Source organism: Halioglobus maricola, assembly GCF_009388985.1.
Taxonomy (GTDB): domain Bacteria; phylum Pseudomonadota; class Gammaproteobacteria; order Pseudomonadales; family Halieaceae; genus Halioglobus; species Halioglobus maricola.
Genome location: NZ_CP036422.1, coordinates 1,193,498 through 1,217,490 on the forward strand (window position 1 = coordinate 1,193,498; position 23,993 = coordinate 1,217,490).

Annotated in this window: 25 protein-coding genes; 14 read left to right on the forward strand and 11 right to left on the reverse strand. The window is 56.2% G+C overall.

What is annotated here, in order from left to right; translation table 11 throughout:
• Position 1: 1 nt before the first annotated feature.
• The gene (locus tag EY643_RS05450; protein WP_152661243.1) at positions 2-805 is read right to left on the reverse strand and encodes a hypothetical protein; all 804 of its coding nucleotides are present in this window, start codon (positions 803-805) and stop codon (positions 2-4) included.
• A gap of 9 nt (positions 806-814) precedes the next feature.
• The gene (locus EY643_RS05455; RefSeq protein WP_170287289.1) at positions 815-3,220 is read right to left on the reverse strand and encodes a TonB-dependent receptor; all 2,406 of its coding nucleotides are present in this window, start codon (positions 3,218-3,220) and stop codon (positions 815-817) included.
• A 138-nt stretch (positions 3,221-3,358) separates the two neighbouring features.
• Between EY643_RS05455 and EY643_RS05460 the strand changes: the two genes are divergently transcribed.
• Positions 3,359-4,789, forward strand: coding sequence for a carotenoid oxygenase family protein (locus EY643_RS05460; protein ID WP_152661245.1), 1,431 nt, complete (start codon positions 3,359-3,361; stop codon positions 4,787-4,789).
• Positions 4,790-4,865: 76 nt separating this feature from the next.
• Here EY643_RS05460 and EY643_RS05465 read toward each other — a convergent pair whose 3' ends face one another.
• Genes EY643_RS05465 through EY643_RS05480 form a run of 4 tightly spaced genes read right to left on the reverse strand, consistent with a single transcriptional unit; the run spans position 4,866 to position 7,139 of the window.
• Complete coding sequence (locus tag EY643_RS05465) at positions 4,866-5,279, reverse strand: MaoC family dehydratase (protein WP_205743155.1); 414 nt, start codon at positions 5,277-5,279, stop codon at positions 4,866-4,868.
• Complete coding sequence (locus EY643_RS05470) at positions 5,276-5,719, reverse strand: hypothetical protein (RefSeq protein WP_152661246.1); 444 nt, start codon at positions 5,717-5,719, stop codon at positions 5,276-5,278. Before EY643_RS05470 ends, EY643_RS05465 begins: the two co-directional genes overlap by 4 nt.
• Before the next feature lie 16 nt (positions 5,720-5,735).
• Positions 5,736-6,449 (reverse strand): dienelactone hydrolase family protein, encoded by a 714-nt coding sequence (locus EY643_RS05475; protein WP_170287290.1) that lies wholly within the window; start codon positions 6,447-6,449, stop codon positions 5,736-5,738.
• Between the two features lie 15 nt (positions 6,450-6,464).
• Entirely contained in the window at positions 6,465-7,139 is a 675-nt protein-coding gene (locus EY643_RS05480) for a nitroreductase family protein (protein WP_152661248.1), read from the reverse strand.
• A gap of 130 nt (positions 7,140-7,269) precedes the next feature.
• Between EY643_RS05480 and EY643_RS05485 the strand changes: the two genes are divergently transcribed.
• Positions 7,270-8,373, forward strand: a complete 1,104-nt coding sequence (locus EY643_RS05485) for an acyl-CoA dehydrogenase family protein (RefSeq protein ID WP_170287291.1) — start codon at positions 7,270-7,272, stop codon at positions 8,371-8,373.
• 11 nt (positions 8,374-8,384) lie between these two features.
• Here the strand turns inward: EY643_RS05485 and EY643_RS05490 are convergent, their stop codons facing one another.
• The 4 genes from EY643_RS05490 to EY643_RS05505 form a co-directional block, all read right to left on the reverse strand.
• Positions 8,385-9,068: a TetR/AcrR family transcriptional regulator gene (locus EY643_RS05490; RefSeq protein ID WP_152661250.1), complete on the reverse strand. Its 684-nt coding sequence runs from the start codon at positions 9,066-9,068 to the stop codon at positions 8,385-8,387.
• A gap of 78 nt (positions 9,069-9,146) precedes the next feature.
• On the reverse strand, positions 9,147-11,372 hold the full coding sequence (locus tag EY643_RS05495) for a molybdopterin-containing oxidoreductase family protein (protein WP_152661251.1): 2,226 nt from the start codon (positions 11,370-11,372) through the stop codon (positions 9,147-9,149).
• On the reverse strand, positions 11,329-11,673 hold the full coding sequence (locus EY643_RS05500) for a putative quinol monooxygenase (protein WP_152661252.1): 345 nt from the start codon (positions 11,671-11,673) through the stop codon (positions 11,329-11,331). Before EY643_RS05500 ends, EY643_RS05495 begins: the two co-directional genes overlap by 44 nt.
• A 104-nt stretch (positions 11,674-11,777) precedes the next feature.
• On the reverse strand, positions 11,778-12,206 hold the full coding sequence (locus tag EY643_RS05505; protein ID WP_152661253.1) for a nuclear transport factor 2 family protein: 429 nt from the start codon (positions 12,204-12,206) through the stop codon (positions 11,778-11,780).
• Between the two features lie 143 nt (positions 12,207-12,349).
• Between EY643_RS05505 and EY643_RS05510 the strand changes: the two genes are divergently transcribed.
• The 11 genes from EY643_RS05510 (at position 12,350) to EY643_RS05560 (ending at position 22,580) form a co-directional block, all read left to right on the forward strand.
• Positions 12,350-13,756, forward strand: a complete 1,407-nt coding sequence (locus EY643_RS05510) for a carotenoid oxygenase family protein (protein ID WP_152661254.1) — start codon at positions 12,350-12,352, stop codon at positions 13,754-13,756.
• Entirely contained in the window at positions 13,753-14,184 is a 432-nt protein-coding gene (locus EY643_RS05515) for a Zn-ribbon domain-containing OB-fold protein (protein WP_152661255.1), read from the forward strand. Before EY643_RS05510 ends, EY643_RS05515 begins: the two co-directional genes overlap by 4 nt.
• Before the next feature lies 1 nt (position 14,185).
• Complete coding sequence (locus EY643_RS05520; protein ID WP_240732830.1) at positions 14,186-15,334, forward strand: thiolase family protein; 1,149 nt, start codon at positions 14,186-14,188, stop codon at positions 15,332-15,334.
• Positions 15,335-15,402: 68 nt separating this feature from the next.
• Positions 15,403-16,791 (forward strand): aromatic ring-hydroxylating oxygenase subunit alpha, encoded by a 1,389-nt coding sequence (locus tag EY643_RS05525; protein WP_152661256.1) that lies wholly within the window; start codon positions 15,403-15,405, stop codon positions 16,789-16,791.
• Positions 16,784-17,581, forward strand: a complete 798-nt coding sequence (locus EY643_RS05530; RefSeq protein ID WP_152661257.1) for an SDR family NAD(P)-dependent oxidoreductase — start codon at positions 16,784-16,786, stop codon at positions 17,579-17,581. Before EY643_RS05525 ends, EY643_RS05530 begins: the two co-directional genes overlap by 8 nt.
• Positions 17,582-17,600: 19 nt before the next feature.
• Positions 17,601-18,356, forward strand: coding sequence for an SDR family NAD(P)-dependent oxidoreductase (locus EY643_RS05535; protein WP_152661258.1), 756 nt, complete (start codon positions 17,601-17,603; stop codon positions 18,354-18,356).
• An 11-nt stretch (positions 18,357-18,367) separates the two neighbouring features.
• Complete coding sequence (locus tag EY643_RS05540) at positions 18,368-18,874, forward strand: pyridoxamine 5'-phosphate oxidase family protein (RefSeq protein ID WP_240732831.1); 507 nt, start codon at positions 18,368-18,370, stop codon at positions 18,872-18,874.
• A 102-nt stretch (positions 18,875-18,976) separates the two neighbouring features.
• Complete coding sequence (locus tag EY643_RS05545; RefSeq protein WP_152661259.1) at positions 18,977-21,253, forward strand: TonB-dependent receptor; 2,277 nt, start codon at positions 18,977-18,979, stop codon at positions 21,251-21,253.
• A 158-nt stretch (positions 21,254-21,411) separates the two neighbouring features.
• The gene (locus EY643_RS05550; RefSeq protein ID WP_152661260.1) at positions 21,412-21,609 is read left to right on the forward strand and encodes a CPXCG motif-containing cysteine-rich protein; all 198 of its coding nucleotides are present in this window, start codon (positions 21,412-21,414) and stop codon (positions 21,607-21,609) included.
• Between the two features lie 48 nt (positions 21,610-21,657).
• Positions 21,658-22,062: an MAPEG family protein gene (locus EY643_RS05555; RefSeq protein WP_152661261.1), complete on the forward strand. Its 405-nt coding sequence runs from the start codon at positions 21,658-21,660 to the stop codon at positions 22,060-22,062.
• A 95-nt stretch (positions 22,063-22,157) separates the two neighbouring features.
• Positions 22,158-22,580, forward strand: coding sequence for a GNAT family N-acetyltransferase (locus EY643_RS05560; RefSeq protein WP_205743156.1), 423 nt, complete (start codon positions 22,158-22,160; stop codon positions 22,578-22,580).
• Here EY643_RS05560 and EY643_RS05565 read toward each other — a convergent pair whose 3' ends face one another.
• Positions 22,581-23,084, reverse strand: a complete 504-nt coding sequence (locus EY643_RS05565) for a pyridoxamine 5'-phosphate oxidase family protein (protein ID WP_152661263.1) — start codon at positions 23,082-23,084, stop codon at positions 22,581-22,583. It lies immediately after the preceding gene.
• 141 nt (positions 23,085-23,225) lie between these two features.
• On the opposite strand from EY643_RS05565, the gene EY643_RS05570 reads away from it, so the two are divergent.
• Positions 23,226-23,990, forward strand: a complete 765-nt coding sequence (locus EY643_RS05570; protein WP_152661264.1) for an SDR family oxidoreductase — start codon at positions 23,226-23,228, stop codon at positions 23,988-23,990.
• Positions 23,991-23,993 lie beyond the last annotated feature (3 nt).

Here is a 23,993-nt window from a genome sequence, read left to right on the forward strand (position 1 = left end):
GCTAGTCGGTGGACCAGGTCATGCGCACGGTGCAAGAGGTTTCGGGTAGGTGCGGATCGAATTCCATTTTGAGGCCGCCGTTCTCCCCTTTAAACATGGCCTCGAACGGCCCTTTACAGATGGCCAGGCATCCCTCTTCGGGCAGGGCATTCGGGTTAGGCAAGTCGGCTTGCCTGCCGCAGGTATGCCATGCGCAGTCGGGTATTTCCATTACTGTGAGGCCGTTGGAAGGGTCAAATTCCGCGATCGTCGCTCGGCCGGTGAGCCAGTGGGCGGGATTGAAGGTCTCGAACATGAACGTGCTGAACCAGCCCGGTTGCGTCGAACCGTCGGATTTCTTCTTGGTCTTCTTGTCTTTGTTCTTGTCCGACATGCTGTTCATCATATCCATGAAGTCGGAGGCGTTTTCGTGTGAAGTCGCTACTGCATTGCCAATAACGATTTCGTCGAATTGTTTCGGGCTGTAATACTTGCGCAATTCAAGTAGTGACCACTCCACCTCGCGGACAAAGTTACCGTAGCGCTTGCGCCATTTTTCGCGCGGTGAGTCAAGGAAGCGCACGACCTCGCGCTTTTCCTTGGTTGCGGCCCAGTCCCGATCGACTTGTTCCTTGTCGCCTGACAGGCGCAGTATCGGCAGGAATGTATGGGTGACCAGCGGCATGGCTTTCTTCACCAGCATGGTGTTCGACATCCACATATCTATCCACGCCTGCGGCCCCCAGTTGTACCAGAGGCCCGGGCGTTGGGCCGGCGAAACCCGGCCAGTGCTGCGGTCGGTTGTGATGAGGTCGTTGTCAGCCATAACGGTAGTCTAGTTCATCATTCGCAGGGTGATCCCGTAGGTGGAGCCCGGGGCTGTGATACCCGCGTAGCCGCCCAGGGTCGGGGCGTCGAGGCCGATGGCGAAGTACTCTTCATCGAGGAGATTCCGGCCCCACAAAATCGCTTCCCAGGTCCTCGCTTGATTGCTCAGGGTAAGGCGAAGGTTGATCAGGTTGACGTCATCATTTTCCAGATTGGGGTCGAGGTCCTGATCCAGGAAATACCCGTCTGTGTAGCTGTGTTCGAGTCGTGCAGTGCCGAGTAGGTCGCTGCCGAGCTCGTGATCGTACTGGAGGTAGGAACTGATAGTCCATTCAGGCGCGTTGTCGATTGGCTGTCCTGCCAGGTCCTGAACGCACACTGATGCAGTGCCAGGCGAGCCGCCCTGGGCACCACCTTCGATGTAGTACTCTTCGAAGGACTGTTCAATCGTGCACTGGCCGTTATCGAAGGACTTGTACTCTGCTTTGTTATAGCCCAGTGCGCTGCCGAACATCATGTTGACTGCCGGCAGATAGGTCAGTTCCAATTCTGCGCCGTAGCTCTCCATGTCGCCGGCATTGGTGACCTTGAGGGAGGCACCGTCGAAGGACTGGGCCTGGAAATCTTCGTAGTCGACAAAGAACAGGGCGCCATTGAACTGCAGGCGGCGGTTATTCCAGGAGGTTTTCCAGCCGATTTCGTAGGACGTCGAGATTTCCTCATCGAACTCGCCGGTTTCTCCCAGCGCCTGGCGACGCTGGTCGTAGCCGCCTGACTTGAAGCCGCGGCTCACCATGGCGTAGCCCATGACGTCGGGGTTAAAGAAATAGCGGAAATTCAATGAAGGTGACAGGGCCGAATCACTGCGATCGTCGTCGTACGCAATGTCGGGGCCTGCAATGGGCGGGGTATCAAAGGGCACCGCCGGGGTTGTGATCTGAGTGCCTTCCCGTTCCTTTGTCTCGTAGGTATAGCGGAGCCCCAGGGTCGAGCTGAACGCTTCAGTAATGTTCCAGACGGCCTGGCCAAACGCAGCGTAACTGGTGGTCGTGTACTTGTTGGTGTCTGTGTTGAGCGAGCCGCCAGGCGAGAAGTCCGCCATGGTGATATCGCCGAACAGAATGATCTTCTCCAGTAAGTCTTCGCGTTGCTCAAACTCGCCGATAGAGTCCATTTCAGACTTGTAAGCGTACAGGCCCGCCTGGTAGTCGATGGTTTCGCCGCCTTCAGATGTGAGGCGTAGCTCGGAGGAATACTGGTCGAGGTCGATTTCGGTGGTGGTCTGGTTGGCATCGTAAGCGGTGAAATCGCCGTCGAACATGCTCATTGACTCATAGAAACGCCAGGCATTGATAAAAGTTACTGTGCTGCCACTCTCGAGGTCTCTATTCCACTCCAGGCCTGCCCCGCCGACATCGACCTCGTTGCCCAGAGGCGCATTGAACCAATAGTCGTCGCCGAAAGGGTCAACCTCTGGCGGAGAATAGCCCTCTATGGTTTCAAAATCGTTGTAGCGCAAAATAGGCTGGCCGAGGGCGTTGTTGCCCAGCATCTCCTGCCATTCGGCAGAGGGCGTGCTGGTTGCGGGTGAATTCAAGGTAGAGAGGCCATCGTAAGCAATAGTCGCAAAGGCGCAGCAGTCCGTATCTTCCTTGGAGTAGTCCACGGAGAGGATGAATTGGCCGAAGCCGTCAGTGGTAGTATCGCCCTCCAAGTCGAACAGGATTCTGGCGCGGCCACCATACTTATTGGTGTCGTTCACGCCCTCGCCATTGAAGCTGTTGCGATACATATGGTCGCCGTCGATGCCGTAGGCGGTAAGACGCATGGCGTGGTCTGAATCACCCAGCGGAATATTCACCATACCCCGGAGTTCCATCCGCTCCTCGCTGTCATACCCCGCTTCCGCCAGGTATTCGAACTCGCTGGTTGGCTGCTTGGTGATAATGCTGATGGCCCCAGCTGCCGTATTCTTGCCGTAGAGGGTGCCCTGGGGGCCTCGCAGCACTTCGATCCGCTCCACATCGACCAGGTCGGTGATGCTCATGCCAGCGCGCCCCTGATAGACACCGTCGATGAACATCCCGACGCTGGGGTCGATGCCCGAGTTTGTGCCCACGGATCCGATACCGCGAATCCGGTAGGATGTGCCGTTGGAATCGTTACTGGGCGTTATCTTCAGGTTAGGGGTGTATTGCTCCAGATCGGTGAGCTGGTTGACCCCCGTGTTTTGCAGGAAATCTGAGCCAAAGGCAGACACAGACATGCCTACCTCCTGCAGCCGCTCGACACGGCGGCTGGCAGTGACCAGAATTTCTTCCAGTACCAGTGTTTCTCCGTCCTGTGCGAGCGCGCCTGGGCTCGCGAGGGGCAGGAGCAGGGCAGCCCCAAGGGTTGATCCAAGCATCCTCATGATCATTACCACTCGTTTTATCGTTATTCTCAGATGACAAAACAGTAACAAATGTCTTTTAAAAAACAAACAGAATTGACTGATTTTATTACTGGCGGTATGTTGGACGCTGCCAAAAAACGATAAGAGAGTGCTGCCATGGCCGAGCCGATGCCCACCGATAACACCTTCCTCAACTTCCCCTGGGCACCAATCCAGATGGAGTGTGAGGCCAGTGACCTTGTGATCGAGGGTGAGATCCCGGCCGATCTCTCAGGGAGCCTCTACCGTGTGGGCCCCAATCAGCGCTGGAAGCCTCGCGGCGACTACCACCTGTTCGCCGGCGACGGCATGGTGCATGCATTCCACATTGACGAGGGGAGAGTGGACTACATAAACCGTTGGGTCCGCACAGCCAAGTTCAACCTGGAAGATGTCGAGGGCAAGGCACTGATAAATGCCCTGAACCCCTTCGATTGTGACCCAGACTGTGCCGAGTTTGCGCTCACCGACAAGGAAGGCCTGGCCAATACCGCAGCAGTGTGGCACGGCGACCGTCTGCTGATCATGGAGGAGGGCCACCAGCCCTATGAGATCGACCCGATCTCACTTGATTCCATAGGGAGTTGGACCTACCGCGGCAAGTTGCACACCGCGATGACGGCGCACCCCAAAGTCGATCCCGACACCGGAGAGATGGTGTTCTTCGCCTATATGGCGACCGGGCCTTTCTCCGAGGATGTCATGGTGCATAAGGTGAATGCCGATGGGATTCTTTGCCAGAGCATTCATATTCCGACACCGTATTCCGCAATGGTGCATGATTTCGCCATTACCGAAAACTATATCGTTGTGCCGATTTTCCCGATTACAGGCAGTCTGGATCGGGCGATGGAAGGTGGGCCGCCCTTTGCGTGGGAGCCTGACAAAGGCGTTCATGTGGCAGTGCTGCCGCGCGACGCAGAAAGCGCTGACGATATTCGCTGGCTGAAAATGGATGCCTGCTTTGTATTTCACTTTATGAATGCGTACGACAGCGATGGTGTGATCACCATCGATGCGGCGCAGTTCCCTCAGGCGCCACTGTTCCCGACGCCGGATGGTGAATCCACCGGCGAAACCAAAAGCAAGTTATGCCGTTGGACGATCGATTTGAACAACCCGGAGGCAGAAGTCGAGTCGGTGCCGATGGCTGAATTTGAGCTCGAGTTTCCGCAGATCGACCCTCGCTATGCCGGAAAGAATTACCGTCACGGCTGGTACACCACCACCGACGGTAAAGTGAAGAGCGGCATGGACGTGAATAGCAATCTCTACAACACGATCGGCTACTGGGATCACGAGAGTAATACCACGGTGCAGTTTTCCTGCGGCAACGGCATGGTGTCTGAAGCACTGTTTGTGCCCAGGTCTGAAGACGCTGCAGAGGGGGAGGGCTACTTGTTGGCGGTAGTGACAGACTTTACTACCCGGCTAAGCGGCCTGTGGATTTTTGATGCGCTGGATATCAGCTCAGGGCCCATGGCCAAGGCGCATTTGTCCCATCGAGTGCCGCCGGGCTTTCATGGCACCTGGAGACCCTCCGCGTAGTTCTCAGCTAATGTTGAACCCGAGGTGGCCGCTAGTGGTCACCTCATCGCAGATCGCCTGATAGGCGTCAGCGCTATCAGTCCGGCAGTGCCACCCGTGCTTCGCCCTCCAGCAACACGCCGCGTTCGGCGTGCTCTAACCAGATGTCGCAATCGGCGATATGCTCGCCGTTCTCAACGCTGACTCTGGTTACCTTGCCGCGCGCAACGACACATTCACCGTCCAGCACCACCTGCGGAAAGCGTGTCACCAGCCGGCGGATACAGGCCGGCCCTGCCCAGGCTTGCAGCATGTTGACCATATAGCTGAGGCCCAGTGGACCCTGGTTGATCGTTCGGTGACCGAGGTTCATAGGTAAGGCTGCAACGGCCTCCCGGTCCCAGTGAAGCGGGTTTGGATCGCGCAGTAGCGCAGCCATGGTGCGCATCCGCTCGGCGGAAACTTCAGGCATCACCCACTCGGGTATGGAGTCTCCCTCGGACCACTTCACAGTGTGTTCCTCGTGTAGTGCCAGGTGATAGTCGAACGCGCGACAGGTCTGCCTTCCTCGCTGACATCGAAGACGAACTGAATCCGATCGTATTCGCGCTCGCCTTCGTTGCAGCGTTCTGCGCTGGCGATGCAACCCTCCACCCGGTAGTCCTGTTCTTCTCGCAGCGGTTCGAAAATTTCCCAATCATAGCTCTCGATCATGATAGAGAGATCCGACTCCGCCTGGCCCAGAGCGAACATTTCCGCGATGCTTGTGCCGCTTCCGGTGATGGGCAGATGGAACAGCGCCACGGGGTGGGCGAGGCCGTCCGGCAGAAGATCCGCGCCGGTACAGCCGGTGAGGAGTACATTCTCCCAGTGTTCCAGTCGGTAATTACCGCCGGCAAACCGGTGGCCCAGCAGGGCATTGATGTCCGCTTCAGCGGGGACGGAATACATTATTGAGAGGCCTTGTTCACAGCGCTTCGGCGAAGAAATCGAGCATGGCGCGCCACGAACGCTGGTCGGCTTTCTCGTTGTACAAAATACCGCGCTCTGGATTGTTTGCTACCTTGCGCGTGAACCCGTGCAGGGTGTGGCCATAGTTCACCAGTTGCCAGTCCGCTCCTCGCGCTGACATCTCCTGCTGGAAGGCGTCGATAGCCTCCAGTGGCACCATGGGGTCATCTGCGCCATTGAGCACCAGCACGGGGGCCGTGATGGTGGAGTCTCCCAGGTCGTTGGCCGCAAGCAGGCCGTGGAATGAGGCAGCAGCTTTGATGGCAGGGCCCCCGGATCGGGCCAGATCAAGAGCGCACATGCCGCCAAAGCAGTAACCCATTGTGCCGATGCGTGCCGTGTCGGCCCGAGGGATGTTTGCCGCGGCGTCGATAGCTGCAGTGAGCCGCGTGAGCAACATGGCTCGATCTTGCATGTAGGGCTGCAACACCTCCTGCACGCTCTCGAAATCTGTGTGGAAGGTGCCATCGCCATGAACGTCCAGTGCGAAGCCGATATAGCCGTCCTCGGTGAGGCGGCGGCACTTGCTGCGTACTTCGTCTCCCAGGCCGTCCCAGGCGTGTACCACCAGCACCACAGGGAAGGGGCCAGCACCCTCAGGGCTGAAGTATTCTCCGCAGCATTGTAGTTCGCCTGCGTAGTATTTTAGTGGGGTTCCTTGTTTACTCACATTCACTGCCTCGTGTTATTCAGCGCTGCTAGTTTGCCAGCTATTCAGGTGCAGGCAATCCTCAAGGGATTTGCGCGGTGCCGGCGAGAACTGCGTGCCCTGGGTGTACGCGATCGGAATCAGGGCCACCTGGGTATAACCCTCAGGAATGGACAGCAGCTGTGCGACTTCTTGTTCGTAGTTTAGATGCAGGGTGGTCCAGCAGGTGCCCAGACCGCGCTCGCGGGCGGCAAGCATGAAACTCCAGGTTGCAGGGATGATAGAACCGTACATGCCGGCGATGATGCCCGCCGGTAATCCAGGCGTATCCGGTCGTCCCTGCATACAGGGGATTAGTACCGCTGGAGCCCGGTGCAGGTTGGCGGCAAGAAACTGGGCTGAGTTGAGCACTCGCGCCTGAGTGGTGGCCATGCCGGGATCATCCAGGTGTTGTTTCATTGGCTGGGCTTCGCTGGCCTCGTAAGTGGCGAAGGCCTGGCGGTAGTATTCAGCGATGGCGCTGATTTTCTCCCGGTCGGTCACCAGCATGAACTGCCAGCCCTGGGAGTTAGAGCCGGAAGGTGCCTGCAAGGCAATCTCCAGGCATTCGCGTAGCAGTGTGTCTTCAACCGGGCGGTCAAAGTTGAGTCGCTTGCGCACGGCGCGGGTGGTGGATAGTACTTCGTCAGCTGTCAGGTTGAGTTTGGTCATGCTTCCTTTCCTTTCTAAGACTCACGCTGAAGTCTAGGCTATCTCAATGGCTCGAAATAAAACAGTAGGGACTGATTGTTTTGGGGAGAGCGCCTTGCTAGCATGGGCCAAAATCCCAGAGTGTGCACACGTGGACTTTTCTCTTACAGACGAACAGGTACTGCTACGCGAGAGCGTAGGGAAATACATTCAGGATGCCGGTGGCGTAGAGCGGCATCGCAAGCTCGCGGTCACTGAAATCGGGTTCGATCCCGCGGCGTGGGCTACCTTCGCGGAACTGGGGTGGCTGGCTTTGCCGTTCTCTGAAGAACAGGGTGGCCTGGGTGGATCGGTAACCGACTTGATGGTGCTGTCCGAGGCTTTGGGGCGGGGGCTCGTGCGAGAGCCCTACCTGCACACGGCGGTCACCTGCGGCGGCCTGTTGGCGGCGTTCGCTTCAGAGGAGCAAAAGCAGCTCTATTTGCCGCCGCTGATTAATGGCGAGGCCCAGTGGGCATTTGCCTTTGCCGAACAGAGCGGCGGTTATGCGTGGGACAAAATCACGACTTCTGCCGGAGGTGAGCTTGCAAGCCTGTTTCTCAATGGCGCCAAGATTACTGCGTTGAACGCCCAGATCGCGGACCATTTCCTGGTGACCGCGATGGTGGATCACGAGTTGGCGCTGCTGTTGGTTGATGGTGATAGTCCAGGCATTACGCGGACCTGTTTCACCGCGGTTGATGGCAGTAAGGGCGCACACCTGGAGTTTGATGCTGTCGCGGCAACACTGGTCTGCAAGCTGACAGTCAACGAGCTCGAGTCGGCGCTTGCCCCCGCGCTGATTGCGATAGGGGGCGAGTCGCTGGGTGCGATGCAGGTGCTACTGGAGGCAACGGTTGAATATTGTAAAACCCGAGAACAGTTCGGCCAGCCCATCGGTAAATTCCAGGCGCTGCAGCACCGCATGGCGGACATGTATCTGAAAATAGAAGAGACACGCTCGCTGCTGTATTACGCCGCGATTCTGACAGATGAAGGCGATGACCAAGCCGCAGCGGCCCGAGCGGGGATGAAGGTCAAGCTGGCTGAAGCGGGGCGCTTCATATCGCATGAAGCGGTGCAGTTGCACGGTGGTATAGGGATGACCGACGAGCTAATTGTCGGTCATCTGTTCAAACGCTTGCTGTTGCTGTCCAAACTGTTTGGTGACGGCGACTACCACATGGAGCGGTATCTGGCGCAGCGCGCCGCGTGAGCGTTAGGGGGTTACTTTTTCCTGGCTGAATGGCGGCCAATAGCCCCTGATTCGCCCTCCTGGAATATCTCTTCCAGACGATCTGTCAGGTAATCGAGCATGCGGTTCACGCGTTGGTCGCGGTTACTCACGATCTGTCCCACCGCCATGCCTTCCATCAGAAATTTGGTGAGGTCCATTGCGATCTGGAAGCGTTCGCCATGACCATTCCATTCGCTGAATAGCTCGGCGTTGGTTTCGGCCACATGTTGGTCAAAGCGACGGGTGGATTCTTCGAGAATGTCTTTCAGCTCCGCATCGGTGCGGCCGGCTACACACAATTCGTGGTAGGCGGTAAACAGGTCACCGGTGAGGTGTTGCCAATACGCTTCTACACCGGCGCGGCGGCGCTTGGCGCCTTTGGCTGAAGCCGGAATTTTGCGTACCCGGGCACTGTAGTCTTCCAGCAATTGCTGGTGCAGGTATTCCACCGCTGCCTGAATAAGCTCGGTCTTGGACGGAAAGTGGTGCAGCATGGCGCCGCGGGACACGCCTGCCTCGCTGGCGACCTTGGCCGTTGTGACGTTGGTATAGCCCAGGGTGATAAAGCAGTTGATCGCTGCGTCGAGAATGCGGTCGCGGGTCATGGCACTTTTTTGTGCCTGCCAGCTGATGTCCTGGCTCGCTCCGGTGGCGTCCGCCTTTGCCTTACTCATGTACTCTCCAAAAATTCAAAACCGGCTCGCCTGTTTTTCCGCTGCGAGCGGCGGGCATTGTAGCGCATTGCACACCGCTTAGGGTGCACGTTTGCAAATAGCCACTGGAATACTGCTCAGACGCGGCATGGCTGAATAGCGCTCGAGCTGATGCAGGTTGTCGATCAGCCGGTTGGTGTTGCTGCCCATCTCGCGGAATTGATCATCAACACCGCGCGACGGGTCGGGGCTGCCGCCCCAGCTGTGGGACATGGAGACAACGCCGGGTTTGATGTCGTCGCTGCGGCGCACAATGCCGGGTATCGCACCGTGACGTGAGGCCACACTGATTTCATCTCCATCAGTCAGTCCCAGCGCAGTCAGATCGTCAGAGTGCATAAACGTTGGGTTGTAGCTGTCCTTGGCGCGCAGCAGGCTCAGTTCTGGACCGGTGGAGTTGTGGGTGTATTTCATGCGGCGGCTGATCAGCAGCAGAGGAAAATCGTCATCCACCGTATGCATATCCGCGAATGCGCTCTCAAGTTCTCCATCCAGACCTTCTGGAAAAAGTTCCAGATAGCCTCTGGTTGCAGGGTCAGCAGCTTGGGCAATGACATCCGGTAAGTCGATAACATGACCTCCCTCGCGGGCCACTATGTCGTCTATCGGCACGCGAGAGCCTCGGGTCATGCTGCGCAGCAAGTCGAGCTTGGGAGGCAGTTGGGACATATCAACTGGTTCACCATTGAGTTCCAGTGCCAACTCCATGCGCTGGCCCAGTTCCCAGAAAACCTGCCACTCTTCTACCTCGTCGCCGCGTGCCGGAACGACCTGCGGGCTGTACTGGCTGTAGGGTTTGTCGTGCCAGATATCGGTGAGCAGGGTGACATCTTCCCGCTCCAGACAAACCTTGGGCGCGAGTATGTAGTCGGCCATCTGTGCGGTGGCGGATTCCTTGATGTCTATGCACACCAGCAGGTCGAGATCTGCCAGGGCTCTATGCATTTTTTCCTGGTCAGGGCAGGCGAGCAATGGATTGCCGCCGACACATATCAGGGCGCGAATCTTGCCCTCTCCCGGGGTGAGAATTTCATCGGCCATCAAGCCAGTGGGCATTTCTTTGAGAGGGCCGTACGGGGAGAGCACGGTGGTTTCGAAGACATCATCGACGACGCGGCTGGCGACACCCTCGGTCAGCCATTGAGGCTGGGGCGGCATGGCCTGGGCGTGCACTGGTGCTTCAGGTGTGAGGACGCCGGTGTTGGGCACGCGCTCCCCTGCGCGTGTGTGGCGACCACATATTGCATTCAGGCACTGTGATAGGTGTTGCATGAGATTGGGATGTGGGCCCATCTCCGGACCAGTGCCGGTGACAGCGGCACCGCGAGGGCCTGCGCCGAAGATACGCGCTGCCGCAAATATTTGTTCTTCCGGGATGCCCGCTGCGCGCGCGACTTCCTCGGGCGTAAATCGGCGAGTCGCTTCGTCGAGCGCCTCGAATCCCTGGGTGTGCTCGGCGCAGAAATCCTTGTCGTACAGCTCTTCGCGGATGATGATTTGAATCATGCAGGCGAGCAGGGCGGCGTCCTGGCCGGGCTTGATCTGTAGATGCAGGTCTGCGCGCTTGGCTACCTCCGATTCACGCGGGTCGATCACGATCAGTTTCAAACCGCGTTTGCGGCCCTCGCGCAGAGCGTTTGCGGGGCTGAAGGAGGGCACGCCACCGGGAACTGAGAAGTGCGAAATCAGGGTGTTGTTGCCGATCACCAGTGAGACGTCGGAATCGTTCCACATATGCGTGCCGGCGGTCCACGCACCCATGCGTGTAGGTGCAATGGCTACTTTGGCAGGCTGATCGATAGTAACGCTGGTATAGAACGACGGTGAGCCTATTGCACCGTGGAAAGCGCGGGCCACCGCGTGAGCGGCCGAATTCTGGAATGAGTAGGTGCCGTTATAGCTGGCAATGGCGCGCGGACCATGCTCGGCCAGAATTTCGCCCAGCTTGGCCGCAATTTCATCCAGTGCCTGTTGGCTGCCGATAGCTTCCAGCGAACCGTCGGGCTGCCGTTTCTGTGATCGCTGCAGGCGCTCTGGCTGGTAGATCTGTTCCAGCATCTGGCGACCCTTGACGCAGGTATAGCCGCCGTAGATCTCATTGTCGGTGTCGGGCGCCAGGGCGGTCAGTCGATCGTTTTCCACCGTCGCAACCATCGGGCAGTACGCGTGACAGAAACGGCAATACGTTTTGACTTCTTTGCGGGTCATTGTGTTGACTAACTCAAGCAGTGAAGAAGTCGCCACGAGGGCGGCCTTCAGGGTCATAGACGGGTTCTTCGAGGTCGGACCTAAACTTCGTGACTTCGGTATTGACGACGTTGTATGTGCCGAGAATGCCGAGCATTTGCAAGTAGTAGGGGCCTGCCAGGTGGGCGTTCAGGGCTTCAGAACTTTCCCAGTTTTCGTAGACGTAGACCCGGGTGTCCGAGGTCGGGTCGGCAGACCAGACATAGTGCCGGCAGCCTTCCTGGTTGCGTGTTTCGTCCATCAGCGCCGCTGAGGCGGCGAGGGCTTTTTCGCGGTCGCCATCGAGAATGTCGATGGTACCTGCTACGAGTACGGTCATAGCGTTCTCCGGTCCGTGATTATGGCGTTATTGTGCGGATAGCAAGAAAGCTAGCAGATGCCCCAGGATAAAACAATCAGAGCTGACTGCTTTTCTCTCCGAGGCTAACCTAGTGCGGTGTAGTCTCCCGGGAGTTCCGCCGGGCCCTGGTAGATGAATTGGTAGCTGCGCCGTTTGAACAGCCAGCGGCCATTTACCCGCACGTATTCATCGTCGTAGCGACTGAGGGCGAACATCGACTGTCCCTCCAGGTCGCGAGTGAACTCTTGCAGATACCAATGGCCTGTGGCCCGATCGCTGTTGATCTCAAACCGATGGGAAGAGGGCATGAGCACGGCAAACTCAAAGCCGGCCAACACCTGGCGCCACAAGGCGAGGATGGCCTCCCGGCCCTCAACCTCCATCCCCATCAGGTTCCAGCAGCCATCCTCAGCCCAGGTGCTCGCCCAGGCGTTGCCGTCGCGGCGGTTGGCTGCGTCCACGTAGGTGGCCATCAGGTCTTGCAGGGTCAGTTCATCTTCGATGTTGTTCATGCCGTTCTCCCGGGTGGCGAATAAGGACTTTAGCTCGCTCTTTTAAAAAAAGAAACAAACGAGACTGTTTTTATATTTTCTGTGCTGCTAGTATCTTCTGCAATCCGCCGAATACCGAGATAGCCATAACAAGGGGTAGCAACATGGATCTGAGTGCCTTTCCCTACCTTCAGGGTAATTACGCTCCTGTCAGCGAAGAGCGAGACTTGTCCGAAGACGAGCTGCGCGTTGAGGGAGAAATCCCCAAAAATCTGCTTGGCGCGTTTATGCGCGACGGTGCGAACGTCGCCTACCAGCCCAACCAATACGTCTATCCATTGGACGGTGACGGCATGATTCACGCTGTGTATTTCAAAGACGGTCACGTCGAATACAAGAATCGCTGGGTAGAAACAAATCATTTGAAAACCGAGCGTAAGTTTGGTCGTACCATCTACGGCAGTGTTGGCAAATTGCTGGAAGTGCCGCAGGAAGTGATTGATGCCGGGGGTGAACCGAGCCCGGTGCGCAATACCGCGAATACCAACGTGATCTATCACGGCGAGAAGTTGCTGGCGATGTGGGAGGGCGGTTTTCCTCATCTGCTCAACAATGATCTCTCTACGGTGGGCTTGTACGATTACGGCGGTGCGCTACAGCCCGGTGATGCGCTCACCGCGCACCCGAAAATCTGCCCTGATACGGGCGACCTGATTTCATGCACTCAACGCTGGGACAGCGCTAATTACACGGTACAGGTGTTCGACAAGCACGCCCGCCACAAGCAGAGCATGCAGGTAGAATTCCCCCGTAAGGGCATCATTCATGATCTACAGATCACTGAAAATTTCATCGTAATTTTCTATGCCCCATCTTTTCACAGTGTGGAAAAGGCCATGCGTGGAGAGGACCCATTCGAGTGGGAGCCGCAACTGGGCACCAAAATTATTGCAATTCCCCGCGACGGTGTAAGCCCACAGATAGTGTTCGAAACGGATGCATTCTTCAGCTGGCACTTCTGCAACGGCTTCGAACGCGATGGCAAGATCGTGATCGACTATATATGGATCAGCTCGATTCCCTTCGCCCAGGCTCAGGGCAGCGGAGCGGAGAAGCAACCGCGGCGCATGCATCGGATGACGCTCGATCCTAAGACCAGAAGCGTGAACGACGAACAGTTCTCCGATGTTTTCTGCGAATTTTCACGCGTGGATGAGCGACGCATGGGTAAGGACTATCGCCTTGGCTTCGCCACCTGCTCCAATCGCGATTGGGGCGATGCGCACGGCTATAACTGCACCGGCAGTTTTGACTTCAAGAGCGGCGAAGTGGCCCTCTGGGAGTATGGTCCGGAAGCCAATGCGGGCGAACCAGTGCACGTTCCGAACCCTGAAAGTGATCGCGAGGAAGACGGTTGGCTCATGTGCTATGTGCACAACCCCGGTGAGGGTCCATTCCTCAGCATTATCAGTGCAGGAGATGTGGCCGCTGGGCCGGTCGCCAAAGTGCACATTCCCGGTCGTGTTCCCAACGGGTTTCACGCCAACTGGATGCAGAATCTAACGCTATGAACAACCGAGTAGCTATAACTGAAGGCCTTTTCACCTGGCCATCGGAACAGCCGGCCCTGCTGGCTAGCCGCTGCAATAACTGCGGCATTGCGAGCTTTCCTGCCGGGCAGTCCTGCATGGCATGCAGCGGACAGGATGTTTCTCTAGAGGAACTGCCGAATCGAGGCACGCTTTGGACATGGACGATTCAGCAGTTCATGCCAAAGCCTCCCTACGCCAGTGGCGAAACCATGGAGACGTTCAAACCCTATGGAGTGGGTTACGTCGAACTGCCAGGTGGTGTTCGGGTTGAGGGGCGCCTCACCGAAAGCGATCCCGCGAAACTGGCGATAGGAATGGAGATGGAAGTGGTTTTTGAAACCTTTCGCACAGAGGAAAACGGCGATGAGGTCGTTAGCTTCTTCTTTAAACCAGTAGCGGGAGCCTGACATGGATATGGATGTAGCCATCGTAGGTATCGGTATTCACCCGTTTGGACGGACCCCGGGGCTTTCAGGCATGCAGCAGGGCGCTGTTGCGGCTCGTGATGCTCTCAAGGACGCGGGAATTGAGTGGAAGGATATTCAGTTTGCCTTTGGGGGCAGTGCCAGTTCGGGCAATGCCGATGCGTTGAGCAATGAGCTCGGCCTTACTGGTATTCCCTTTATGAACGTGGCCAACGGTTGCGCCACCGGCGGAAGTTCGCTGATTTCTGCCTACAACACCATCAAGTCAGGCTTGTTCGATCTCGGCATGGTGACAGGTTTCGACAAGCACGACCGTGGCGCTTTTGACGCCGATCCTGAAGCGCTGGGGCTCGGCCGTTGGTACGGTGAAGTCGGCATGATGCTGACCACACAGTTCTTCGCCATGAAGATCCAGAAATACATGCACCAGTACGGTATCAGTAAAGAAACCCTGGCGAGAGTGGCAGAGAAAGCCTTCCTGAATGGCTCTCTTAACCCCAATGCCTGGCGCCGTCAGCCAGTTTCGGTAGAGGAAATCGCGGGCGCCATGATGGTGAACGATCCACTGACCAAGTACATGTTCTGTGCGCCTGCAGAAGGGGGCGTTGCGTTGGTGCTGTGTCGCGCCGACAAGGCCAGGCAATATACCGACACCCCGATTTACCTGAAGTCCGCCGTCCTGAAATCTCGCCGTTACGGCTCCTTCGAGGTATTCGCGCCCAGTCAGGCACTCGTCGAGGCGGAAGGGCCCACTTACGATGCGGCCAAGGCCGCATTCGAAATGGCGGGAGTTGGCCCTGCAGATATTGATGTTATGCAGCTTCAGGATACCGAGTCTGGTGCCGAGATTATGCACATGGCAGAGAACGGTTTTTGTGAGCATGGCGAGCAGGAGCACTTGATTCAATCGGGCGCGACTCGAATCGACGGCAGTATGCCGGTCAACACCGATGGTGGTTGCCTGGCCAATGGAGAGCCGATCGGTGCGTCGGGCCTGCGTCAGGTGTATGAAACCGTATTGCAGTTGCGTCATGCCGCTGGCGACCACCAGGTGCCGGGAGAGCCCAGGCTGGGGTACACCCATGTTTATGGCGCGCCGGGTATCAGCGCAGTCACTATTTTACAGCGCTAGATCCTGAGTACTAGCTACCAGGTATTGCGCATTAGGTATTAGGTTCAGGGCCTCAGGAGAGACCAATAATGAGCAGAACGATTGAGCTTGAGGATGGCCGCGAGGTGATTCGCTCGGATGGGGAAACTTACCAGGAGATGCTCGACAAAGAGCCTAACCCGGTACCCGATGCGCTGCGAGAAAGCACCGAGACCTTCCTGGGCAGCGACAATATTTCCACTGATCGCTATCTGGCGCGTGACTTTCATGATCTGGAAGTCGAAAAAATGTGGAGCCGCACCTGGCAGGCAGTATGCCGTGAAACGGAGATTGCCAAAACCGGTGACTTTTTTGTCTACGACATTGCCAAGTACTCACTCGTGGTCACGCGGACAGAAAATGGGGATATCAAGGGCTACCACAATGCCTGCCTTCACCGCGGCCGCGCCTTGCGAAGTGTAGAGTCTGGCCGTGCGCGAGAGTTCAAGTGTCCGTTCCACGGGTTTCGTTGGAATCTGGAAGGCGATTTTCTGGGGGCGCCCTGTCAGTGGGATTTCCCCCATATAAACGAGGAAGAATTTTCTTTGCCGCAGGTCCAGGTGGATACCTGGGGTGGTTGGGTCTTCATCAATATGGACCTCGAAGCGGAGTCACTGCAGAGCTATATGGGCATTCTTCCGCAACACTTTGAGCGCTGGAAGCCGGAGAACACCTTCAAGGCCCTTCACGTCGAGAAAATTATCGAGTGCAACTGGAAGCTTGCCTGGGAAGCGTTCATCGAGTCATACCATACCGTTGCCACCCATCCGCAGATCATGTCCTACCTGGGTGACTCGAATTCCCAGTACGATTGTTGGGGCGACAATGTTAGCCGCACCATTTCTCCAATGGGTGTCGTTAGCCCTCATCTGGAAGATGTTCCACCGAACCAGACAGTAAATGAATGGCTGGAACATGCCATGGCCTTGCCAGACGGTGAAAGCATTGACGTCCCCGAAGGTATGTCTGCGAGGGAATATCTGGCCGATTTCTATTATAAAACCTGGAGCGAGCAGTACGGCGTAGACCTTGCCGAATTCTGCACCCAGAGTGAGATCATGGATTCGATTCTTTACTCGCTGTTCCCCAATTTCGCTCCCTGGGCCGGTTTTCATCCGAATCTGACTTATCGCATGAAGCCTTACGGTGATCGTCACGACATGTGCACGATGGAAATTATCTTCCTGATGCGCTACCCGGAAGACCAGCCGCGGCCAGCAGATGCTCCAGTGCAGAAGCTCGACAAGGATCAGTTGTTCTCCGAGGCAGAAGGGTTGGAAGGCGGGCTCGGAAAAGTATTCGACCAGGATTTCTCCAACTTGAAGATGTTGCAGAAGGGCTTACCCAATCTGCGTAGTGGTGAAGTGGTGCTGGCGAACTATCAGGAAGTCCGTATACGTCACTTCCACCAGACCCTGGAAAAGTACATCAATGCCTGAGCTTGATTCGCGGGCACTAGACTTACTGCAACCCTTTCTACTGACGGACAAGGTTGCATTGGTCACTGGCGCGTCCAGTGGCTTTGGTCGCGAATTTGCCGATGCTCTGTCGGCGGCTGGAGCCAAAGTCGTATTGGCAGCGCGTCGCCTGGAACTGATAGAAGCCGCGCGAGACGAGATTATCGCCAGCGGCGGCGAGGCGATGGCAGTGGCCATGGATATTACTGACAGCGCTTCAATCGCCAGGGCACTGGATGCTGTTGAAACGCAGTTCGGTACCGTCACGATTGTCGTAAACAATGCGGGTATCAGCATGCCCCGGCCATTGCTGGAAATGGATGATGATGCCTGGAATCAGGTCGTTGCGACGAATCTCAGTGGAGCGGCCTACGTCACCAGAGAGACCGCGTCGCGGATGGTGGCTGCCGGTGCAAAGGGCAGTGTCGTCAACATCGCATCCATACTCGCAGTGCGCGTACAGAGTTTTCTTACCAGCTATGCCGCCGCGAAAGCGGGCCTGGTGCAGTTCACCAAAAATGCAGCGTTGGAGTTGGCACAGCACGGTATTCGTGTGAACGCTATTTGTCCCGGCTACTTCGCAACTGATATTACCCGGGCCTGGCTGGCGAGTGAGGAGGGTCAGGCATTGCAGGAACGTATTCCCCAGCGACGAGTAGGCGACATTAGCGAGCTCTTTGGGCCGTTGCTGTTGCTGGCCTCCGACGCAGGATCTCATATGACAGGGGCGTCGATAGTGATCGACGGCGGCCATGTGCTCTCAGAGCTATAAACACTAACAGGTAAAAATTATGGCAACTCTGGCCGGTAAAACAGCGGTAATCGTAGGTGCGTCCGGTGAGGACAATATTGGCGTGGCAATTGCTCGCAAGCTTGCCGCGGAGGGTGCGAATGTTGTGGTGTCAGCCCGCAGAGAGGCGCCGCTCGAAGCGCTCGCGGCCGACATTGGCGGCCTCGCGATCGCGTGTGATGTTACCGACGAGGAGCAGGTAGAGGCATTGTTTAGTCGCGCCTCCGAGGCCACCGGCGGCGTTGATATAGCGGTGTACTCAGCAGGTGTGTATTCCTCGGTACTGATATCCGAACTGACAGCAGATGATGTCCGGCCGACCCTGGAGGTCAGCTTTATCGGTGCGCTGCTCTTCTTTAAACATGCGGCCGCGGCGATGCCCGAGGGGGGGTCTGTTATCACCGTGTCTTCCCTCACTGCCAGGCTGCCAGGCCCAACCCTCTCTGTGTATTCAGGCGCTCGCGCCGGGATCGACTACGCCATCAAGGTGGCGGCGCAGGAGTATCAGGGCCAAAAAGTTCGCTTCAATTCCATTGCCGCGGGTTTGATTGAAACTGATATGACGGGCCCCTTGTTCGAGATCGAACCCATTATCGCTGCCCACGTTGCAGAGACACCAGCGGGCCGTATGGGCACGCTGAATGATATGGCCGAGGCCGCACTTTTTCTCGCAGATGAGGCACGTTCCGGGTTTATCAACGGGCAAGTGCTTGACCTCGCCGGTGGTCAGCAAATGGGCCACTTGCCGCGCTTTTAAAGGAGAACACTATGCAAGGTTACGAAGACGTCACACTATACAAGCTCACTGATGAGCGCGAGCAGGAACTGTTAAAGAAACAGATCGAGTGCAATTTCATTTGGACCAACAAGGAAGGTCACGGTATGGGCGTGATCATGAATTACGTGGCCAAGGACGGTTCGATCTGGCTCACCGCGACAAAGCAGCGGCCCCGCATCAAGGCATTGCAGCGTGACCCGCGAGCGTCGGTAGTGATATCCAGTATGGGTACCGATATGGGCCCAGGTAAACAAATCACGTACAAGGGCAGGGTGGTGTTGCACGAGGACCAGGCTACCAAAGATTGGTTCTACCCAGCGATGGCAGACATTATTTCACCGTACCCGGCACCTACACCCGAGGCTGCGATCGAGCATCTCGATACGCCGTTGCGGGTGATTATCCAATTGATTCCGGAGATGGCGCTCAAGTTTGATGGCGACGCGATCTCCAAGGCCTCCTACGACGGCACCGTGCCGGCGGGAGGTGATTCCTAGTTCACACTGCCAGTCCTTCTCAGCGGTAACCAGGGAAGGTTGCGGTGTCTCTTGCTGTACCAGTAGCGTTTTATCCACTTAATAATAAAAGGTAGGGACCATATGAAACAGCGAACTATGCTCAAGACCGTACTTGCTTGTGCCGTTGTCACCAGCAGCGTAAGCACTCCCCAGGCAATAGCCCAGGAGGACAGGGTTGCCCTGGAAGAAGTGATCGTGACTGCGCGAAAACGTGAAGAATCCATGCAGGACGTGCCTGTGGCGGTGACTTCATTGACCGAGGAGTTGAATCGATCCACGGTTAAGTCCATTCGCGATGTGCAGAACTATGCTCCGAACGTGAATATTGATCTTATTGCCGGTAACAACGGTGCCTCGATTTCGATACGCGGTATCAGTTTTCAGGAGACCGACAAGAGTGTAGACCCACCGGCTGGTGTGATCCTCGATGGTGTTTATATGGGGGTAGTGGCTGGCGGTTTGTTGCATAACTTTGACATGGAACGGATCGAAGTGCTGCGTGGCCCGCAGGGTACGCTTTTTGGCAAAAACACCACGGCAGGTGCGCTTAATATCGTGCGTAGCGCTCCCACCCGCGAGTGGGGTGGCAAGGTTCAGTTAACCGGCGGGAGCTGGGACTTAACGGAAGTCCGGGGCCTTCTGAACACGCCGCTGGGTGATGATGGCGGCATCAAGTTATACGGCAGCTCCAGCAAACACGACGGCTATATGGACAGCAACGTTTACGACGGTGATGTAGGCGTACAAGACTATCTCCAGTTCGGTGCCACGGTGTCCTATAACTTCACCGAAAATTTTGATGTGTCATTCACTGCTGAGCGTATCGAAGACGAATCAGACGTGGGCGCCTGGTCGAACTTCAACAGCTTTACAGATCTGGCGTGCCTGATATCCCTTGGGGGTTTTCCTCCCGCGGGAATTCCTCCTGAGGCAAGCGGCGCGCCCTTTGGCAGCGGCTGCCAGGAGCTCGATGTAGATAGCGACGAGGATCACTCGCCCCAGAACGAGCCGAACTCCTCGGATGTAACCAACGATTTCTACAACCTGACTGCGAACTGGGACCTGGGAGACTGGGTGCTCACATCCATTACTGGCTACGTAGAACGCTCGGAGGCATTCCGGGTGGAGTATGATGCGGCGCAGGTTGAGTTTCTCACCGTTACTGCCGAGCAGGAATACGAGCAGTTCAGCCAGGAGCTCCGGATCAATGGTGACCTGACTGATAATATTAATCTTACAGCGGGCCTGTATTACTGGAACTCTGAGTATGATCAGTTCCAGGAGTCCTTTGATATGTGGTACTACCTGGGCATAGGGTTTGGCCCGGAAGGCGGCCTCTGGCCCGGAGCAGTGTCCAGCCAGTTGGATGGTACTGGTGAGAATGAGGCTTACTCTGCTTTCGCTTCCATGGACTGGCAGCTTACTGATCGATTGATGTTAAACCTCGGTGGTCGCATTACCAACGAAGAGCGCAAGCTTACGACCGGTACGCCGAATTTTATGCTTAATCTTCCTGATGGAACTGCCCTGGAGATTGTCCCCGGTGGTGCGGCTCAGGACTTCAAAGAGGATTGGACTGAGTTCTCGCCACGTATTGCATTGCTGTTTGATATTAGCGACGACATGATGGTGTTCGGCTCATTTTCCAGCGGCTTCAAGAGCGGCGGTTTCTTTGCTAGAACCCAGAACGTGGACGACATCAATTCCTATGATCCGGAGTATGTCGATACCTATGAGATTGGCATGAAGAGTGAGTGGTTGGATAATCGCCTGCGCTTCAATGCCACAGCCTTCTACAGCGACTACACCGACAAGCAGGAAGAGGTAATCACCAATCTCGGCAACGGCAATGTAACCACCATCGTGAACAACGCAGCCGACGTAGAGATTTCTGGCCTTGAGCTGGAGTTCACAGCACAGATTACCCGCGGCCTGAGTGGTTTCCTGAATGCTGGGTTTATCGATGCGGAGTTTTCGGAATTCACCGTTTCGGATTCTGACGGTAATCCTGTCGATAACTCCGGCCTGGAGTTGCGCAATGCACCTGAGTCGACGGTGAATGTGGGGCTGGACTATTACCTGCCTGTCGGCTTTGCCGAACTTGGCCTGCATTACAACTATCGCTGGCGCGACGAGTATCACACTATCCTGAACAACGACGAGCGTGGCCTGGTGGAGTCGGCAGGATTCCACAACGCCAGCATCGATATGGAGTTCAGCGAGAATTTCACAGTCAGTGTGTATGGACGTAACCTCGGTGATGAACGCTATGCCCGGGTGATTCCAATCGGCATCAGCACCTTCGGCCAGTACAGCCCGCCGAAACATTATGGTGTTGAATTGAACGTGAATTTCTAGATATACCCAGCTCGAACCGGCCCCTTCTACTTGTAGATGGGGCCTTTTTTTTACTGGCGTTTTGGGCCGGTTGCTGGCCAGTCACTTCATTGCTAGATTACTGTGCGTCATGCAAGTAACTTTGAGGCGTACACCCGTGGATAGCGCATTGAACTGACATGGAATTTCTAGCACAACAGAGTATTAGCTGCCCGTACTGCGGCGAGTCAATAGAAGTGCTTGTCGACCAGCAGGAGGCAGGGCAGGAATACATTGAAGATTGTCAGGTGTGTTGTCGGCCCATAACGTTTCTCATATCGATGTCCATCGAAGGCGAACTTTCCCTGTCGGTGCACGACGAAAACGAGGCTTTCTAGCAAGGGGCTAGCTGTTAGCCATCTTTCCTTTAGACACAGGTACTTTTTATGGATCTCGCGCATACTTACTCAATGGCAATTTCGGCGCTCGGCGCTTTGGCCATTCTGATGTTCTGCCAGCTTCTTGTGGCTGATGTCGTTGGGTTACGGTCCCGGCATATCCCGGGTTCAGCGGTCCCGGCAGACCATGAAAACCCGCTCTTCCGCGCTAGCCGTACCGTCGCCAATACCAATGAAAGTATTGCCATCTTCATACTGGCAATACTGTTCTGCATGCTGTGTGGGGCGCCCGCCAGTGCGACGGCGTATGCTGCCTGGGCGTTTGTTGTCGCACGGTGCTTGTATGCGGTTTGCTACTACCTGAATCTACAAATTCTCAGGTCAGTCATGTTTGGTATCTCCCTGTTGGCACTCACGGCCCTTCTCGTACTCGGTGGTTCGGCTTGGCTCTAGTTCGCGAGGCGGGGCCTGGCGACGCTCTTGTACTTTCTCGTTTTGCGGAGCAGACATTTAGAGACGCATTTGGCGCCAGTAACTCAAGCAGCGATATGAACAGTTATTGCGGAAGAAGTTTTGGCGTCGATATTCAGTTGGCCGAAATTGAGCGTGATTCAATTCGCACCTTACTCTGCCTGGAGGGAGAGCAACTGGCGGGCTATGCCCAAATCTGGAACAGCGTGCCGCCCGACGGGGTTGGCAACGATGATGCGAAGGAGTTGAGGCGTCTTTACGTCGCTGAGGAATGGCACGGTCTTGGACTCGCACAACAGTTGATTGATGCGAGTATTTCAATTGTGAGCGGAGACGGTAGCAAAGCGATATGGTTGGCGGTCTGGGAGAATAATCCAAGGGCAATCGGCTTCTACAACAAGATGGGCTTTGTTGAGGTTGGCGAGCAAGCCTTCTACCTGGGTAGCGACCGCCAGCGGGATATCATTATGGCTCTTTCACTCAATCCCAGCTGTCGCTGACTACTTACTGGTCAGCGCTTCAGTGGTTGCATCTTGCATCACACCACCATCAAAACTGATGGTTTTCTCCGGCACTACTTCAATGATTATCCTCATCGGGGTGTCGAGGAACGCCACGAAAGCTTCCGGCGTAGGGGCCGGGCTGTTGGCATGGCGGGCGAAATCTGGGTAGAACCAATCTTTGGTTTCCTGGTCCTTGTGCAAGATGGCCGTGCCTTTGAAGGTGATGGATTGGCTGATGTTTGCATCAACACCTGCACTTGAAATTACCACGCTGCAACGGGGGTCGCGGGCGAGGGCTTTCATGCGCGCGCGTTGCTCGGTGGCTGTGCACCAGATGCGGCCTTTGCGCCAAATATAGCTCATGGTAACGCCAAGCGGATGGCCGGCTTTGTTGGCCCAGATAAAGGTCAGTTCGTTCTGGGTCAGCAGCAGATTCTCCATCTTGTCGTTGCTGAGGCCGTACATGGTCACATCGTCGTAGTTTTCTACCGAGTCGCTCAAAATTCTCTCCTGTTGCCGCTGCTTGCGGGCTGTTGTTATTCTGAATACTATAAACAGTACGAACTGACTGTTTTTGTGATGTTATCACCCACTGGGGCGAAAGCAAGCAGAGGCTTTCTTAATCCAGAAGGACATAAAAATATGGGACGCGTATCAGGAAAGGTGGCACTGGTCACCGGTGCTGCTTCCGGGCTGGGTCTGGCTATTGCGCAGCGATTGGCTGAAGAAGGTGCCGAGGTTGTGCTCGCCGATGTGGCTCGTGAATCAGGCGAAATGGCAGCACAAGGGCTGGCTAATGCGAGCTTCGCCTATCTCGATGTCACCAGCGAATCTGCATGGCAGGCCTTGATTGGCAGCATGGATCGCTTGGATGTGTTGGTGAATTGTGCCGGTGTGGTTGAACTCGCCAGTATCGAGCACACCACCGAGGACATCTGGCGCAAGATCAATGCGGTAGGTACTGACGGCACTTTCTACGGCTGCAAGCACGCGCTTGCCAGTATGAAGGCACAGGGCAGCGGATCTATTATCAATATGTGTTCCACGGCCAGTATTCAGGGGGGACCCAATATCTTTGCCTATGCCGCTTCCAAGAGCGCCATTCGTGGGATGACCAAGTCCGTAGCATGTCTCTCCACACAGGAGGGTTATGGCATCCGCTGCAACTCGGTGCACCCGGGGAATATGCAGACGCCCATGTTGAGTCGCATGTACGACACCGTTCTGGAGCACGATCCGGAAGCCGCAGCAGACATGGACAAATTGTGGGTGGGAGATCCGGTGGACGTTGCCAACATGGTATTGTTCCTCGCCTCCGATGAAGCGCGCTCGGTCAACGGCGCTGAGATGGTCGTCGACAACACCACCAGCATTACTGAGGGTGCCGTGTTGCGGCACGATAAGTGAGGA